The sequence below is a fragment of the Bacillus sp. JFL15 genome (assembly GCF_001184225.1).
Lineage (GTDB): Bacteria > Bacillota > Bacilli > Bacillales > Bacillaceae > Bacillus > Bacillus siamensis.
Genome location: NZ_KQ236689.1, coordinates 1087978 through 1102920, shown reverse-complemented (window position 1 = coordinate 1102920; position 14943 = coordinate 1087978). Strand labels below are relative to the sequence as shown.

Genomic DNA, 14943 nt, shown 5'->3' with positions numbered 1-14943 from the left:
GTGAAAAAAATCGCTGTATTAGGAACAGGGTATGTAGGTCTAGTATCTGGAACTTGTTTTGCGGAAATCGGCCATCATGTGACTTGCTGTGACATCAATGAAGCGAAAATCAGAAGCCTGCAAAACGGAGTCATCCCGATATATGAACCGGGGCTTGAGGAATTAGCTGAAAAAAACGTCAGTGCCGGGCGGTTATCCTTTACGGCAGAGATTGGGCCGGCTGTGAAAGCCGCTGATATCATCTATATTGCCGTCGGTACACCGATGTCAAAGACGGGTGAAGCCGATTTGACCTATATCAAGGCCGCGGCGCAAACAATCGGGGAACAGCTGAACGGATACAAAATCATTGTCAGCAAAAGCACAGTTCCGGTCGGGACGGGAAAGCTCGTTTACCAAATCGTCAGCGAAGCGTCGAAGGGGAAATATCCGTTTGATGTCGCGTCAAATCCTGAATTTCTCCGCGAAGGCTCGGCGGTGCGGGATACGATGCAGATGGAGCGGGCGGTCATCGGCGCCACAAGCGAACATGCCGCTTCGGTTATTGAAGAGCTTCACAAGCCGTTCCGTACGAAGATCGTTAAGACCAATCTTGAAAGCGCGGAAATGATTAAGTATGCCGCAAATGCTTTTTTAGCCGCCAAAATATCTTTTATTAACGATATCGCAAATATTTGCGAACGTGTCGGCGCGGACATTTCTCACGTGTCAGAAGGCGTCGGCCTTGACAGCCGGATCGGGAATAAATTTCTTCAGGCGGGCATCGGGTTCGGCGGATCGTGCTTTCCGAAAGATACAACGGCTTTATTGCATATCGCAAACAGCGCCGGATATCCGTTTCAAATGATGGAAGCCGTCATTGAAACCAATCAGAAGCAGCGGGTTCTCATAACGGAAAAATTAAACCGCGCCATCGGTTCGGTAAAAGGGAAAACCGTGGCCGTACTGGGGCTGGCCTTTAAACCGCACACAAATGACGTCCGCTCCGCCCCGGCTCTTGATATCATTCCGCGTCTTAAAGAGAAGGGCGCTTACGTAAAAGCGTATGATCCGATCGCGATTCCCGAAGCGTCTGCGGCATTAGGAAACGGCGGCATTGACTATTACACAGAGCTGTACAGCGCCATCAAAAATGCGGATGCATGCCTGATTACAACCGATTGGCCGGAAGTCAAGGAGATGGATCTTCAGAGGGCGAAGCAGCTGCTCAAACAGCCGGTCATCATTGACGGCAGAAATATGTTCCCGCTGGAATATATGCGGGTTTCAGGATTCACTTATCATTCCGTCGGACGTCCGGCGGTTCATGCCGATCGGCAAATAAAAGAACTGGCAAGGTAGAAAAAGATTTGTCTTCAGGCTCTCGGCAGTCCGGCTCGGCTGCCGGTTTTGGAAAGGGGTTTGCCATGTGAGTATCAAACGTTCAGCGGCACATGTTCTTGTGCTGCTTGCCGCTGTCATTACTGGAGGATTTATCATGGTGGAGGCGGTCAGGGCGGATGCCGGCTTCGGAAAAATCACCGTGATGCTGCTTGCCGCCATGATCGGGATTGCCGGTCTTGCTTTGCTATCGGCCTTTGCCACAAACGGTCAGATGTTTATGGGGCTCATTTATGTCTTGATCGCGTGTACATTTTTAAATCAGGCCTTCTTTGCGATCCATCTCGGGTTTTTCAGCTTATTTATATACCGGCTGTTATTAATCGGAGCGGGCGCTCTTCACATCGCCGGCATCCTGACAAACCGTCATCATATTGACAGATGGAATCGGGTGAATGTAAAAGGCATCCTGATGTTTTTCGCCTTATGGTTTACATACGGTCTCATATCGTTATTGTGGGCAAAATCCGTGACGTACGGGATCAAATATTTAGCTTTAATGGCGATGGGCATGTTTCTGATTTATCTCATCGTCATGTTTATTCAGCGCTTTGATCAGCTGATGGTTTTTTACGGCATCTGGCTTGTGATGACCATTTTTGTGATGGCGATCGGCTTTTACAACCATTTTACTCACCACCAACTGCCGAGCTCAACGCTTTATAACGGGCCGCAGTACAAACAGCATTATCCGACGTCCGTTTTCTTTAATCAAAATGATTTTGCGACATTTTTGTGCATCAGTTTCTTTCTGTACGCGGCGGCGGTGAAAAATGTGAAAAACGGCTATGTAAAAGCCGTCAGCCTGCTCTTTGCGATCAGCGCTTTGTATTTAATCATGTTGACCGGTTCGCGCGCGAGCCTGCTGGGCATATGCGCGGGGGCGGCTGTATACGTCTTCATCCTGCTGCCGTCCCTGCTGAAAAAACTCGCGCTGTACGCAGCGGGAGCGGGTGCTGCGCTGTTTGCGGTTTTATTTGCGGGCCGTATCACAAATGCCGTCTTGAATCTGTTTTCAGCTCCGCAGGCGATGCCGGGACAGCACCCGCTTCCATCGAACCTCGCGCGGGCGAATCTTTTAAAGAACGCCTTTTACTACGTAATTGATTCCTGGGGGTTCGGAGTGGGTGCCGGAAACGTCTCGTACTATTTAAAAGCCGAGCCCGTTTATGATACGGGCGGCGTAGTTGAGGTGCACAACTGGCTCGTCGAGATTATGGCGAACTTCGGCGTGCTTGCGATGCTTGGCTATCTGACAGTCTATTTGTACCTTTTTTGGACACTTTATAAATGCCATGAAAGAAAATCGGAAAATCAGTCAAGACTGATCACAGAAGGACTCATCACAGCAATGGCCGGTTTTTTGGTAAGCAGCATCAGCCCAAGCTCCGTATCAAATTTATTTTTCCACTGGGTATTTCTCTCACTCGTGATTGCGGCGGTCAATATTCTGAGACGTTTACAAAAGGAGCCTGCCGTTACGGCGTACTATGAAAAACAGGGAGATGCGAGATGAAGGATATGTTGACAAGAATAATCCGGCGTATCAAAAAGAATATCATTTGGATCATTGCGCTGCCCGTAGTGCTGGGGGCGGCGGGTTATCTATTGCCGTCAAAAATCACCGGAAGCAGCAGTTTCACATCGGAAGCCGCGATTGCCGCCGGAAACTATGATCATCCGCTTTATAACAATACAAAAGAAATTCCGCTCCTTTTGACGAGCGATGCTTTTTTAAAACAGGCTCTGCCTGACAAAACAGACGAAGAAAGGACGGCCGTGAAAAGTAAACTGACTGTCGAAACACAATCAGATTCATTGATCACGGTCAGCTACAGCGATCAAAACAAGCAGGAGACCGAATCGGTGTTTCAGGCCGTCATGAAGACTTTTCTGAAGAATGATCAGGAGCTGTTTGAGAAACGGGCAAAAGTGGTCCGGCAGAGCATTGATGCACTTGAAGGAGAAACCGTCAGCGCGGATGCCAAAGTGGATAAGGAAAGATTTTTATACGAATTGAAAAATACACAGCTGAATCTGAAATCAGCCGGCGTCATCAATTCAGAGCCGGTGAGTGAAACGGCGGGACAAGGCATGCCGCCGAAAAAGAAAGCGGTTCTGGGTGTTTTGATCGGCATTGCGGTTGCATTTATGTTCATTGTCATTCCTGAGTTTTTTAGAGAGTCCTTTTAAAAATCTGCGATGGAGATGTGACCATGACAAACTGGAAACCTTTCGTATCTGTCATTACACCGTCTTATAATGCAAGTGAATATATCGAAGACACGATTCAATCCGTTTTACACCAAAGCCATCCCCATTGGGAAATGATCATTGCGGATGATTGTTCAACGGACGGAACGAGAGATATTTTACGGCAATATGAACAAAAGGATGAGCGGATCCGCGTCGTTTATTTAGACGAGAACAAGGGAGCCGCGGCTGCCAGAAATACAGCCCTCGAGCATGCCGAGGGGCGTTATGTCGCATTTTTGGACAGCGATGACAGATGGAAGAAGGAAAAGCTTCAGAAACAGCTGGCGTTTATGTCAGAGCGGTCCTGCGCCTTTTCATTCACGGGCTACAGCGTCATAGAGCAGGACGGAACGCCGACGGATAAAACGATTCAAGCGCCTGAAAGCCTGTCATATGATGAAGCTTTAAAAAACACGATTATCGGATGTTTAACGGTCATGATTGACAGAGAGCAGACGGGGCAGATTCAAATGCCTGATATCAGAACGCGGCAGGATTTGGCGACTTGGCTTTCCCTGCTGAAAAGGGGATTTACAGCTTACGGTTTGAATGAGTGTCTTTCAGAATACAGACTTGTGCAGAATTCGATTTCAAGCAACAAGTGGAAAGCCGCCAAAAAAACATGGTTTGTCTATAGAGAAATTGAGCGCCTGCACTTTATCAAGGCTTCATGGTGTTTTATGCAATATGCGAAAAACGCGGTCATGAAAAGGCTGTAGGCGTCAGAGGGGCTGGGTGATGAAGGTGGAACCGATTGTTCACGTAATCGTCGGAGCGGCGGAATGGGGTCATGACCGGCTGAGATACAGACGGCACCGGCTGGCTGAATTTCTCGCCCGGCAAAAAGAAACGAAAAGCGTCATTTGGGTATGTCCGTCTCCGCGGGCAAATGACGGACAGATGACCGAAATTTCCGAGAGAATCCGGCAGTTCGCGGTAAAGGATCTCTTCCGGCAAAAAGCATTCCGATTCGGCAGGTATACAGATATGTGCTACAGGCATAAGCTTTCACCGTTGCTGGCCGTGCTGAAGGAAGAAGGAAAAGGGGCCCGCTGCTGCTTATGGTACACCTTCCCCGGTTTTCCGCTTTTATCAGATCTTTACCCTTGGGATGAAGTGATTTACGATTGCAGCGATCTGTGGGCCGCTCCGATCAGCGGCCGTGCCGGTGTGCTGTCAAATGTCAGAAGAAACATCATTAAACAGGCGGAAATGAGAATCATTCAGCGGGCGGATTCCATTACCTGCACATCTGACTTTCTGCACCAGGAGGTCGGAAAAAAGCTGGAGAATCCGCGCCAGAAAGTGTTCACCATTGAAAACGGAGTGGAATATGACCTGTTTTCACGGGAAAATAAACAGCCGGATGAAGACATTTTACGGGGAAGAAACGGAAACGTTCTCGGTTTTATCGGCGGAATCAAACCGAAGCTTGATTTCGCGCTTTTGGCGGAAACCGCAGATTTACGGCCGGAATGGACGATTTTATTGGTAGGCCCGAACACGGCTCACGATGACCCGGATTTCAAGTCGCTTCTGGAACGCCCGAATGTTATCTGGACGGGACCCGCCGCGCCGAATGAAGTGCCGTCCTATATGCAGCTCGTCGACATCGGCATTATGCCTTATAAAAATTCTCCTTATAATGACGCGGTATTTCCGCTCAAGCTTTTTGAATTTTTAGCCGCCGGGAAACCTGTTGTCGGGTGCAACCTTACTTCTACGGCAAAGATCAAAAGGCCTTTCGTTTATGAATACGTTGAAGGCGGGGACTCCGCAGATTTCATTGCGGCCTGTGACGCCCTGCTGGCATCGGAACGGAGCGGATCATATGAGGCGTTGCGCCGTGAATTGGCCCGGAGACGGGATTGGAACGTTTTATTCGGCCGAATGCTCGAATGCACGGGTATATTGAAAAATGCGCAATCCCATTAAAAGGGAAAGCGCATTTTTTGATTTGCGTGTTTCTTTTTGATGATGCTTGTTATAATAACTAGTAAGAATTATAATGGAAGGAACGGTTCAATATCAGAAAAGACTTCATATAATTCCAAAGGAGACTTCTTTATGCTTGACGAACGCATGTTTCGCATAGTTGTTGCGTTTTTTGTCTCTCTGCTAACGGTTTTAATCCTAACTCCTATCGTGAAAAAAATTGCGATCAAAATAGGTGCAGTTGACCAGCCCAGCAACCGAAAAGTACATGATAAAATAATGCCCCGTATGGGCGGATTGGCTATCTTTATCGGCGTAGCGGCAGGGGTGCTCGCGGCCGGCATATATAATGAAACGAAGATGACCGCCATCACGGTGGGCGCGTTTATTATTGTTATTTTAGGAATCCTTGATGATAAATACCAATTAAGCGCAAAGGTAAAGTTTTTCGTCCAGTTAGCCGTGGCCATTATGATTGTGAGCACGGGACTGAAAATGGACTTTTTCTCCGTGCCGTTTTTAACGGAACGTTTAGAATTGGGATGGGTCGCTTACCCGCTGACTGTGTTATGGATCGTCGGTATCACGAACGCGATGAACCTGATAGACGGTTTGGACGGACTCGCTGCGGGCCTGTCAGTCATCGGACTGTCCACCATCGCAGTAATGGCGTTATCCGGAGGCAAAATCCTGATTCTGTCACTTTCTCTCGTAGTGATAGGAAGCACACTCGGATTTTTATTTTATAATTTTCATCCGGCAAAAATATTTATGGGAGATACCGGATCGCTCTTTCTCGGATACGTCATCTCAGTACTCTCATTATTGGGTCTTTATAAAAGCGTTACTTTATTCAGTATCATCATTCCGATCATTATTTTGGGCGTGCCGATTTTTGATACGACATTCGCTGTCATCAGGCGGATTTTAAACAAACAGCCGATCTCGGCGCCTGATAAGTCACATATACACCACAGGCTGATGGCCTTCGGGCTTTCACACCGTACGGCTGTCATCATCATTTATTTAATCGGCTTTATTTTCAGCGTCAGTGCAATCCTGCTGAAAAGCGCGACCATATGGCTTTCGCTGTTTATTATTTTTGTATTGATTGTATTTATGCAAATCATAGCAGAGGTCACAGGGTTAGTAAATGAACAATTTAAACCATTTACCAAGTTTTACAAGAGGTTGGTAAAGAAAAATTAAAAAGAGCAGATCATGCGAATGGTCTGCTTTTTTATGGATTCTTCTATTCTCTTATTATATAGAAAAACCCGATCCTTCTCAAAGGATCGGGTTTGCTGTTAATAGCCTGTTGTGCCGCTTGAATTTGTGCTGCCAGACTGTGTGCTGTCCGTTCCGTTTGTACCTGGAGTACTGGTTGAATCAGTTGTTCCCGTGCTGCCGGAAGTCGAATCAGTCGTGCCGTCGTCTGTTCCTGTGCCGCCGGAACTTGAACCAGTCGTACTGTCCGTTCCGGTGCTGTCAGAAGCAGAATCGGTCGCGGTGCCGCTTCCGGACGGGTAATCTAAATGTTTCTGCAAGGTTTGGCGTACTTTTTCGAGATTGGCCGGGTCCGGTTGGAAATAATACGTTCCGCCCGTAGATGCGGTTCCGCCGCCGCCTAAATATAAATCTGATCCTGTAATGGACAGTGTATCAATCTTTTTGCTGGTAAAGCCGCTGTAAATCTGCTGAAGAGCGAGTCCTTCAGTGATTCGGATATTCGTTTGTACGTTATTGCTCGCTGTTTCAGCGATTTTATCGATTTTAGCAATATTTCCAGCCTTCGACATTTGGTCAATCAGTGCATTGAGGATTTGCTTTTGACGGTCATTCCGGCCGAAGTCTCCGCGCTTATCCTGCTTTCTCATCCGCGCGTAAGCCAGAGCCTGCTCACCGTTCAAATGCATGTTTCCTTTCTTGAAGTAAATCCGTTTCTTTTTACTGACGTCACTCATCTCGTCGAAGTCAAACGGCACTTTTACATTGACTCCTCCGACTTCATCAATAACATCCTTAAATCCGTTAAAATCCACAGTGACATACTTATCAATCGGAATGTCTAATAAGTCCTCAACGGTCGCCACGGTTTCATCCGCTCCGCCCTTAGCAAAAGCCGAATTGATTTTTGTTTTTTTACCGGTTGTGTCGCCGGCAAGCGTCACCCGCGTATCACGCGGAATACTCAGCATTTTCATTGTTTTATTTCTCGGATCAAGGGTAACGACAATTAGAGAATCTGATCGTCCGCCTTTTCCGCTAGTGGCATAATTTTCGATCCCCATAAACAAAATGGAGAACGGTTTTTTCTTCATATCGATGACTTCATCCCTCAGTTTTGATTTATCTCCGCGGGAAAGGGCATCATATGCATTATCTGCCGCATTGATCGTTTTGTATACTTTGTACCCGCCGAACCCGGCAGCGACTAACAAAACGAGGGTAAGCAGCAGCAAAATCCGCTTGAAAATAATCTTTCGTTTGCTTTTCTTTTTCTTTCGAACACGCACTCTTACACGTTCAGCCATTACATTAGTCTCCTTTAGGGCTGACGTCTGTTTCTAAATACGTCAGTTCTCCCTCTGTATTCTTACTCTTGCCGTTCGTCAGTTCTGTCATCCATTTTATAAACTCGTCTTTGTCTTTTTCTTCAACGTACGTTTCAAATTCAACGTGATCTGCATAATGGATATCCTTCAGTAAAAAAACTGACTCCCTCAATTCATTCTCTATCTTGCCGAGCCACGTATAATCCGCCGATGTATGCATAATCCGCATCAGCTTCCGCTCCGTAACCCCTATATGATTTAACCCCTCAGACACTGACTTCCCGTATGCACGAATCAATCCGCCTGCTCCGAGCTTTATTCCGCCGAAATACCGGGTAACCACCGCGCAGGTATCTTTCAGGCCGCGTTTTTTCAGCACTTCCAGCATGGGTACGCCTGCTGTGCCGCTTGGTTCTCCGTCATCATTCGCCTTTTGTATATGATCCGTTTCTCCGATCAGATAAGCTGAGCAGTTATGAGTCGCATTCCAGTGCTGTTTTTTTATCTTTTGTATAAATTCCTGCGCTTCCTCTTCAGAAGCAGCACGGCTCAGGTGGCAGATAAAACGTGATTTTTCAATCACAATCTCGTGTTCACCCGTTTCTTTAACAGTTAAATAGCTGTGCAGCATGATTGCTGGACCCTCCTGACAAGCATTAAAAGACTTGTTTCTACAAATTCGAACAGACTTTAGAATTTTTGCGCATATTTTGGTATCATGAAAGAGTAAGATACTATATAAAAATGTTTTTTTCTAGAATATACGCATTCTTTCATTATAATTCGACATAAATTGCAGTTCAATTACATTTATAATAAAAATACATAACAACACCGTTACGGAGGGAGACCGATGAATAAATCGAAGATGGACTCCAAAGTTTTGGATTCTATACTTATGAAAATGCTGAAAACCGTGGACGGGAGCAAAGACGAGGTTTTTCAAATCGGAGAGCAGTCGCGCCAGCAATATGAACAGCTGGTCGAAGAACTCAAACAGATCAAACAGCAGGTCTACGATGTCATTGAACTGGGAGACAAACTTGAAGTTCATACTCGGCATGCACGAAACCGCTTGTCTGAAGTAAGCAGGAATTTCCATAAGTTCAGCGAAGAAGAAATTCGCAATGCCTATGAAAAGGCGCACAAACTTCAAGTGGAACTGACGATGATCCAGCAACGTGAAAAACAGCTGCGGGAGCGCAGAGATGATTTAGAACGCCGGCTTTTGGGGCTTCAGGAAATCATTGAACGGTCAGAATCATTGGTCAGCCAAATAACCGTCGTTCTGAATTACCTGAATCAAGACCTTCGCCAAGTAGGGCTTCTGCTTGCCGATGCGCAGGCTAAACAAGATTTCGGTTTAAGAATTATCGAAGCCCAAGAGGAAGAAAGAAAAAGAGTTTCCAGAGAAATTCATGACGGTCCCGCGCAAATGCTGGCAAATGTCATGATGAGATCGGAATTGATAGAACGGATCTTCCGCGACCGCGGCACGGAGGACGGCTTTCAGGAAATCAGAAATCTTCGGCAGAATGTGCGGAATGCCCTTTACGAAGTCAGAAGGATTATATATGATTTAAGACCGATGGCATTGGACGATCTCGGGCTGATTCCGACGCTGAGAAAATATCTTTATACAACTGAAGAATACAACGGAAAGGTGAAAATACATTTTCAGTGTATCGGAGACACGGAGAACAAAAGGCTTGCCCCGCAATTTGAAGTGGCGCTTTTCCGTCTCGCTCAGGAAGCCGTTACAAATGCCCTCAAACATTCAGAATCAGAGGAAATTACGGTAAAAGTGGAAATAACCGCTGATTTTGTCGTTCTTATCATTAAGGACAACGGAAAAGGCTTTGATATTAAGGAAGCTAAACAAAAGAAAAACAAGTCATTCGGCTTGCTGGGAATGAAAGAAAGAGTAGATCTGCTTGAAGGAACGATAACGATAGACTCTAAAATAGGTCTTGGGACATTTATCATGATTAAGGTTCCGTTATCTCTCGGCCTATAATTTGTTAAATAGAGCCAAAAGACATATTGACCGAACAGCGGCGTATATAGAACAATAGGATAAGGAGGCGTAGCGTGTGACTAAAGTAAATATTGTTATTATCGACGACCATCAACTATTCCGTGAGGGTGTAAAAAGAATACTGGATTTTGAACCTACCTTTGAAGTGGTAGCAGAAGGTGACGATGGAGATGAAGCGGCTCGTATCGTCGAGCATTATCATCCCGATGTCGTCATAATGGACATCAATATGCCGAATGTAAATGGAGTAGAGGCTACTAAACAGCTTGTTGAGCTGTACCCTGAATCTAAGGTGATTATCCTCTCTATCCATGATGATGAAAACTATGTGACCCATGCTTTAAAAACAGGCGCAAGAGGCTATCTCCTGAAAGAGATGGACGCGGATACTTTAATTGAGGCAGTGAAAGTGGTAGCCGAAGGCGGTTCGTACCTTCACCCGAAAGTAACCCACAATCTTGTCAACGAATTCCGACGTCTTGCGACAAGCGGAGTTTCCGCTCATCCTCAGCATGAGGTTTATCCGGAAATTCGGAGACCATTACATATATTAACGAGACGGGAATGTGAAGTGCTGCAAATGCTTGCAGACGGAAAAAGCAACCGCGGAATCGGTGAATCATTGTTTATCAGTGAGAAAACAGTGAAAAACCACGTGAGTAACATTTTGCAGAAAATGAACGTTAACGACCGGACACAAGCCGTTGTCGTAGCCATTAAAAACGGCTGGGTAGAGATGCGTTAGTCATGTATGAGAAGACTTGCCATAATAGGCAAGTCTTTTTTTACCGCTTCATATCTATTAAAATACTTATTAAGTACTTAATAAGGCAGGTAAAGTGATGAATATTGCAGTTGTAACAGACAGTACAGCATATATTCCGAAAGAGATGAGAGAAGAACATCATATTCATATGATTCCTCTTCAAGTGGTTTTCGGTGAAAAAACATTCCGCGAAGAAACAGAGCTCGACTGGAGAAGCTTTTATAAAGAAGTAAAAAATCATGATGAGCTGCCGACTACGTCACAGCCTTCTTTCGGTGAATTGATCGCATTGTACGAAGAACTGGGCAAAACATATGATGCAGTCATAAGCATACATTTGTCCAGCGGAATCAGCGGAACTTATAACAGCGCCGCTTCGGCAAACGCTATGGTTGATAATATCGAAGTTTATCCTTTTGATTCAGAGATCAGCTGTTTGGCGCAAGGTTTTTATGCATTAAAAGCGGCACAGCTTATTAAAGACGGTGTTGACTCTCCGGAAGAGATTTTAAAAGAGCTGGAAGAAATGAAGAAAACAGTCCGTGCGTATTTTATGGTTGACGATTTATCACATCTGCAGCGGGGCGGGCGCCTAAGCAGTGCTCAGGCATTTATCGGCGGTCTGTTAAAGGTAAAGCCTATTCTTCATTTTGACAATAAGGTAATTGTTCCTTTTGAGAAGATTCGGACACGCAAAAAAGCGATTTCTAGAATTTTTGAGCTGTTTGGCGAGGATGCAAGTAAAGGAATCCCGATGCGGGCAGCTGTCATTCATGGAAACAGGGAGGAAGAAGCCGCGGATATTATTCAAGAATTAAGCGGTAAATACCCTCATGTCGAATTCTATAACAGCTATTTCGGTGCCGTGATCGGAACGCATTTGGGCGAAGGCGCCATCGGAATCGGCTGGTGCTTTAAAAACTAAGTGAAAATCTCCGTTTTCAAGAGCGGAGATTTTTTTGTTTTTTAATTTTCGGGATTCGACAAAAAAATTCCCGTCAGGCATACTTTGAGCAGAAAGGAGGCAGAGAGATGTCCGAAGATGCTTCAGAATTTTCAGAGGTGCGGGATTTCTTTTACGGCAGGCATTTGTTGAGATCTGAGATACCGTTTTCAGATCAGCGTATCAATCCTTTTATAGAAAAAGAATATATAAAGGCCGAGCCGTCTGTCATCCGCAGGAAAAACCGTTACGTCTGCCGCCGATGCGGCCAGTCTGATCAATCCTGCTTTGCCGCATTCTGGGCGCCTTCTGCCAAAAGACATATTACCTATTGCCGTGCCTGTGTCGTCATGGGAAGGGCTGATGAACTGACGTCATTATATTCTTGGAATCAAACCTCAGAAAGCAGCTGGGAGCCTGTAAAGCTTGCTTGGGAAGGAACACTGACAGACGGACAGAAGCAGGCGGCCGGCGCGCTTATAAAAGCGATAAAAGAGAAACAAGAGCTGTTAGTGTGGGCGGTTTGCGGATCAGGGAAAACAGAGATGCTGTTTCCGGGTATAGAGTTTGCGCTGAATCACGGATTGCGGGTCTGTGTCGCGACTCCGCGTACAGATGTCGTGCTTGAACTTCTGCCGAGACTGAAAAAAGCATTTGAGAATGTTGAAGTTTCAGCTCTGTACGGCGGCAGTGAAGACAAAGGCAGTTTAACTCCGCTAATGATTTCAACCGCTCACCAGCTGATGCGCTATCGTGATATTTTTGATGTCATGATAATAGATGAAGTGGATGCATTTCCTTTTTCAGCCGATGAGACATTAAGATTCGCGGTTGATAAAGCCAGAAAGAACAACAGCGCCCTTGTTTATGTAACGGCAACTCCTTCAGACGCATTAAAAAAGAAGGCTGAAGCCGGTTTGCTGAAAAGCGTCCGCATACCGGCCAGATATCATCGAAAACCTCTCCCGGAGCCGCGTTTTTTGTGGTGCGGCAATTGGAAGAAGAAGCTTGAGAAAGGAAAACTGCCGCACTCAGTAACGGATTGGGTCCGTCAAAAACTTCAATCACGGCTGCCTGTTTTCTTATTCGTTCCGTCTGTACACGTATTGAAAAAGACAACGGATTATTTTCAGAAATTAAATGTAAGGGCAGAAGGCGTACATGCGGAAGACACATTCAGAAAGGATAAAGTGAAACGGTTCAGAGACGGCCGGCTTGATCTGCTGGTAACAACTACGATTTTAGAAAGAGGAGTTACCGTACCTAAAGTTCAGACATGTGTCCTCGGCGCAGAAGCACCTATCTTTACTGAGAGCGCACTCGTGCAGATCGCAGGCAGAACGGGAAGGCACTATAAACATTTCAGCGGTGATGTCGTCATGTTTCATTTCGGAATGACAAACGGAATGAAAAAAGCAAAAAAACATATAGAACATATGAACAAATTGGCACAAAAAAGTAAATTGTTGGACTAGTTAATTTCAGAAAACGTGATACAGTATACTCATACTTTCCTATGAGGAGCTGTCAACATGCTTGTCAATTCTAAAGAAATCATATTAAGGGAACTTCTCGACCGCCATATGCCTCAGCTTCATATGAAATGCACATGCCGCGTATGCAAAAATGATGTACTGGCTCTTTCATTAAACCGGGCTGAACCGGCATATGTTACTGATAAAAAGAAAGTTGCTTATGCAAAAGCAGAGATGGTTGATAAACAGAAAAATACGGCGCTGCTTGTCATTCTGGCTGAATCAGCCGCGATTGTATCAGTTAAACCAAGCGAGTTCTGTGAAAATCGGGAAGGAGCGTAATCTCTGAATTGTTTATTGTGTGATTCACCAATTTCAAGTTCACTGACCTGGAGATCTCTATTTTCCCTTGCGCCGGAACAAGAGGTATGCAGCGCATGCAGCAATCAATTCGAAAAAATTGAAGGTCCCGTATGCTGTTTGTGCGGAAGGTCTCAGGAGTCAAATGAAAAATGCGCTGATTGCATGTCGCGGGAATCAAAAACGGAAAAGCGTTTTTTGCTGCGGCAGAACCGTTCGGTATATTTGTATAATGATGCGATGAAGGATGCATTGGCCCGGTTTAAATTTCGGGGTGATGCGAAAATCATTCAAGCATTTGAACGTGATTTTGCTGCCGGCTTTAAAGCGGCATACCCGGCAAATACACATACCCTCGTCCCTATTCCGCTGAGCGGCGAACGGCTGGCGGAACGCGGATTCAATCAATCCGAGCTGCTGGCCTCTTTGCTCGGAATGCCCGTCATTTACCCCCTCATCCGACTGAACAATGAAAAACAATCCAAAAAAAGCAAAACAGAAAGGCTCTCCGCAGAAAAAAAGTTTTCAGCTGCTGAAAACTCCGTCGAAGGTATGAACGTCATTTTAATAGACGATATTTATACGACGGGCGCCACACTGCATCAAGCTGCCGAAGCTCTGCTGACAGCAGGCAAAGCGTTATCGGCCTCCTCTTTTACTTTAATCAGGAGCTAAATCATTCATTTTTTCTGCCGATATAATTGATAGAAATATAAGGCAGATAAATGAAGGAATAGGAGTTAAAACGATGGGTGAATTGGCAAATTGTCCAAAATGCAATGCTCTATTTTTTAAAACGAACCTGCAGACCGTATGCCAGGCATGTATTAAAGAAGAAGAAAAAGCATTTGAAACCGTCTATAAATTTTTAAGAAAGCAGATCAACAGACAGTCGACGATGCAGCAGATTACTGAGGAAACAGGTGTGGAAGAAGAGCTGATCCTCAAGTTTATCAAACAAAAAAGGATTCAAATCAGCCATCTTCCGAATTTGGCATACCCTTGCGAAAGGTGCGGAAATTCGATCAGGACGGGGAAATTCTGCAAGTCCTGTCAGACTGATATCGAGTCGCAATTAGATCATATGAACCAAGAAACAGCTGCTGAATTCAAAGAGAAAAATGGTACTAAAGACACATACTATGCCTATAATACCAAAAACACCTGATTCCCTAAACTAACTGATAACGCAGTCGATAAAAGAATTAGACTGCGAACAGAAAGCGAGAGGAATC

The 14943-nt window shown here is 45.4% G+C and carries 15 protein-coding genes; 13 read left to right on the top strand and 2 right to left on the bottom strand.

The window, feature by feature from the left end; all coding sequences use genetic code 11:
* From tuaD to AD710_RS05545, 6 genes are all read left to right on the top strand, one after another.
* Positions 1 to 1341 (top strand): UDP-glucose 6-dehydrogenase TuaD, encoded by a 1341-nt coding sequence (tuaD, locus tag AD710_RS05570; RefSeq protein WP_049627506.1) that lies wholly within the window; start codon positions 1 to 3, stop codon positions 1339 to 1341.
* A 67-nt stretch (positions 1342 to 1408) separates the two neighbouring features.
* Positions 1409 to 2896, top strand: a complete 1488-nt coding sequence (gene tuaE, locus AD710_RS05565; RefSeq protein ID WP_049627505.1) for a teichuronic acid biosynthesis protein TuaE — start codon at positions 1409 to 1411, stop codon at positions 2894 to 2896.
* Positions 2893 to 3573, top strand: a complete 681-nt coding sequence (gene tuaF / locus AD710_RS05560; protein ID WP_045927197.1) for a teichuronic acid biosynthesis protein TuaF — start codon at positions 2893 to 2895, stop codon at positions 3571 to 3573. The genes tuaE and tuaF overlap by 4 nt, the downstream gene beginning before the upstream one ends.
* A gap of 23 nt (positions 3574 to 3596) precedes the next feature.
* Entirely contained in the window at positions 3597 to 4355 is a 759-nt protein-coding gene (gene tuaG / locus AD710_RS05555) for a teichuronic acid biosynthesis protein TuaG (protein WP_049627504.1), read from the top strand.
* Positions 4356 to 4374: 19 nt separating this feature from the next.
* On the top strand, positions 4375 to 5571 hold the full coding sequence (gene tuaH, locus AD710_RS05550) for a teichuronic acid biosynthesis protein TuaH (RefSeq protein WP_049627503.1): 1197 nt from the start codon (positions 4375 to 4377) through the stop codon (positions 5569 to 5571).
* Between the two features lie 132 nt (positions 5572 to 5703).
* On the top strand, positions 5704 to 6780 hold the full coding sequence (locus tag AD710_RS05545; protein WP_003151382.1) for a glycosyltransferase family 4 protein: 1077 nt from the start codon (positions 5704 to 5706) through the stop codon (positions 6778 to 6780).
* 98 nt (positions 6781 to 6878) lie between these two features.
* Here the strand turns inward: AD710_RS05545 and AD710_RS05540 are convergent, their stop codons facing one another.
* Together AD710_RS05540 and AD710_RS05535 are read right to left on the bottom strand one after the other, a co-directional pair.
* Complete coding sequence (locus AD710_RS05540) at positions 6879 to 8105, bottom strand: LCP family protein (protein WP_049627502.1); 1227 nt, start codon at positions 8103 to 8105, stop codon at positions 6879 to 6881.
* A gap of 4 nt (positions 8106 to 8109) precedes the next feature.
* Positions 8110 to 8757 (bottom strand): YigZ family protein, encoded by a 648-nt coding sequence (locus AD710_RS05535; protein WP_007614107.1) that lies wholly within the window; start codon positions 8755 to 8757, stop codon positions 8110 to 8112.
* A 222-nt stretch (positions 8758 to 8979) separates the two neighbouring features.
* Between AD710_RS05535 and degS the strand changes: the two genes are divergently transcribed.
* From degS to AD710_RS05500, 7 genes are all read left to right on the top strand, one after another.
* Positions 8980 to 10143 (top strand): two-component sensor histidine kinase DegS, encoded by a 1164-nt coding sequence (degS, locus tag AD710_RS05530; RefSeq protein WP_016937767.1) that lies wholly within the window; start codon positions 8980 to 8982, stop codon positions 10141 to 10143.
* A gap of 76 nt (positions 10144 to 10219) precedes the next feature.
* A complete protein-coding gene (degU, locus tag AD710_RS05525) occupies positions 10220 to 10909 on the top strand; it encodes a two-component system response regulator DegU (protein WP_003219701.1) in 690 nt (229 codons plus the stop codon).
* A gap of 97 nt (positions 10910 to 11006) precedes the next feature.
* Entirely contained in the window at positions 11007 to 11855 is an 849-nt protein-coding gene (locus tag AD710_RS05520) for a DegV family protein (RefSeq protein ID WP_049627501.1), read from the top strand.
* Positions 11856 to 11962: 107 nt separating this feature from the next.
* Positions 11963 to 13348, top strand: coding sequence for an ATP-dependent helicase ComFA (locus tag AD710_RS05515; protein ID WP_049627500.1), 1386 nt, complete (start codon positions 11963 to 11965; stop codon positions 13346 to 13348).
* Positions 13349 to 13405: 57 nt separating this feature from the next.
* Positions 13406 to 13690, top strand: coding sequence for a late competence protein ComFB (locus AD710_RS05510; protein ID WP_016937770.1), 285 nt, complete (start codon positions 13406 to 13408; stop codon positions 13688 to 13690).
* Positions 13691 to 13693: 3 nt separating this feature from the next.
* Positions 13694 to 14383, top strand: a complete 690-nt coding sequence (locus tag AD710_RS05505; RefSeq protein WP_197083943.1) for a phosphoribosyltransferase family protein — start codon at positions 13694 to 13696, stop codon at positions 14381 to 14383.
* Between the two features lie 73 nt (positions 14384 to 14456).
* Positions 14457 to 14876, top strand: coding sequence for a TIGR03826 family flagellar region protein (locus tag AD710_RS05500; protein WP_049627499.1), 420 nt, complete (start codon positions 14457 to 14459; stop codon positions 14874 to 14876).
* Positions 14877 to 14943 lie beyond the last annotated feature (67 nt).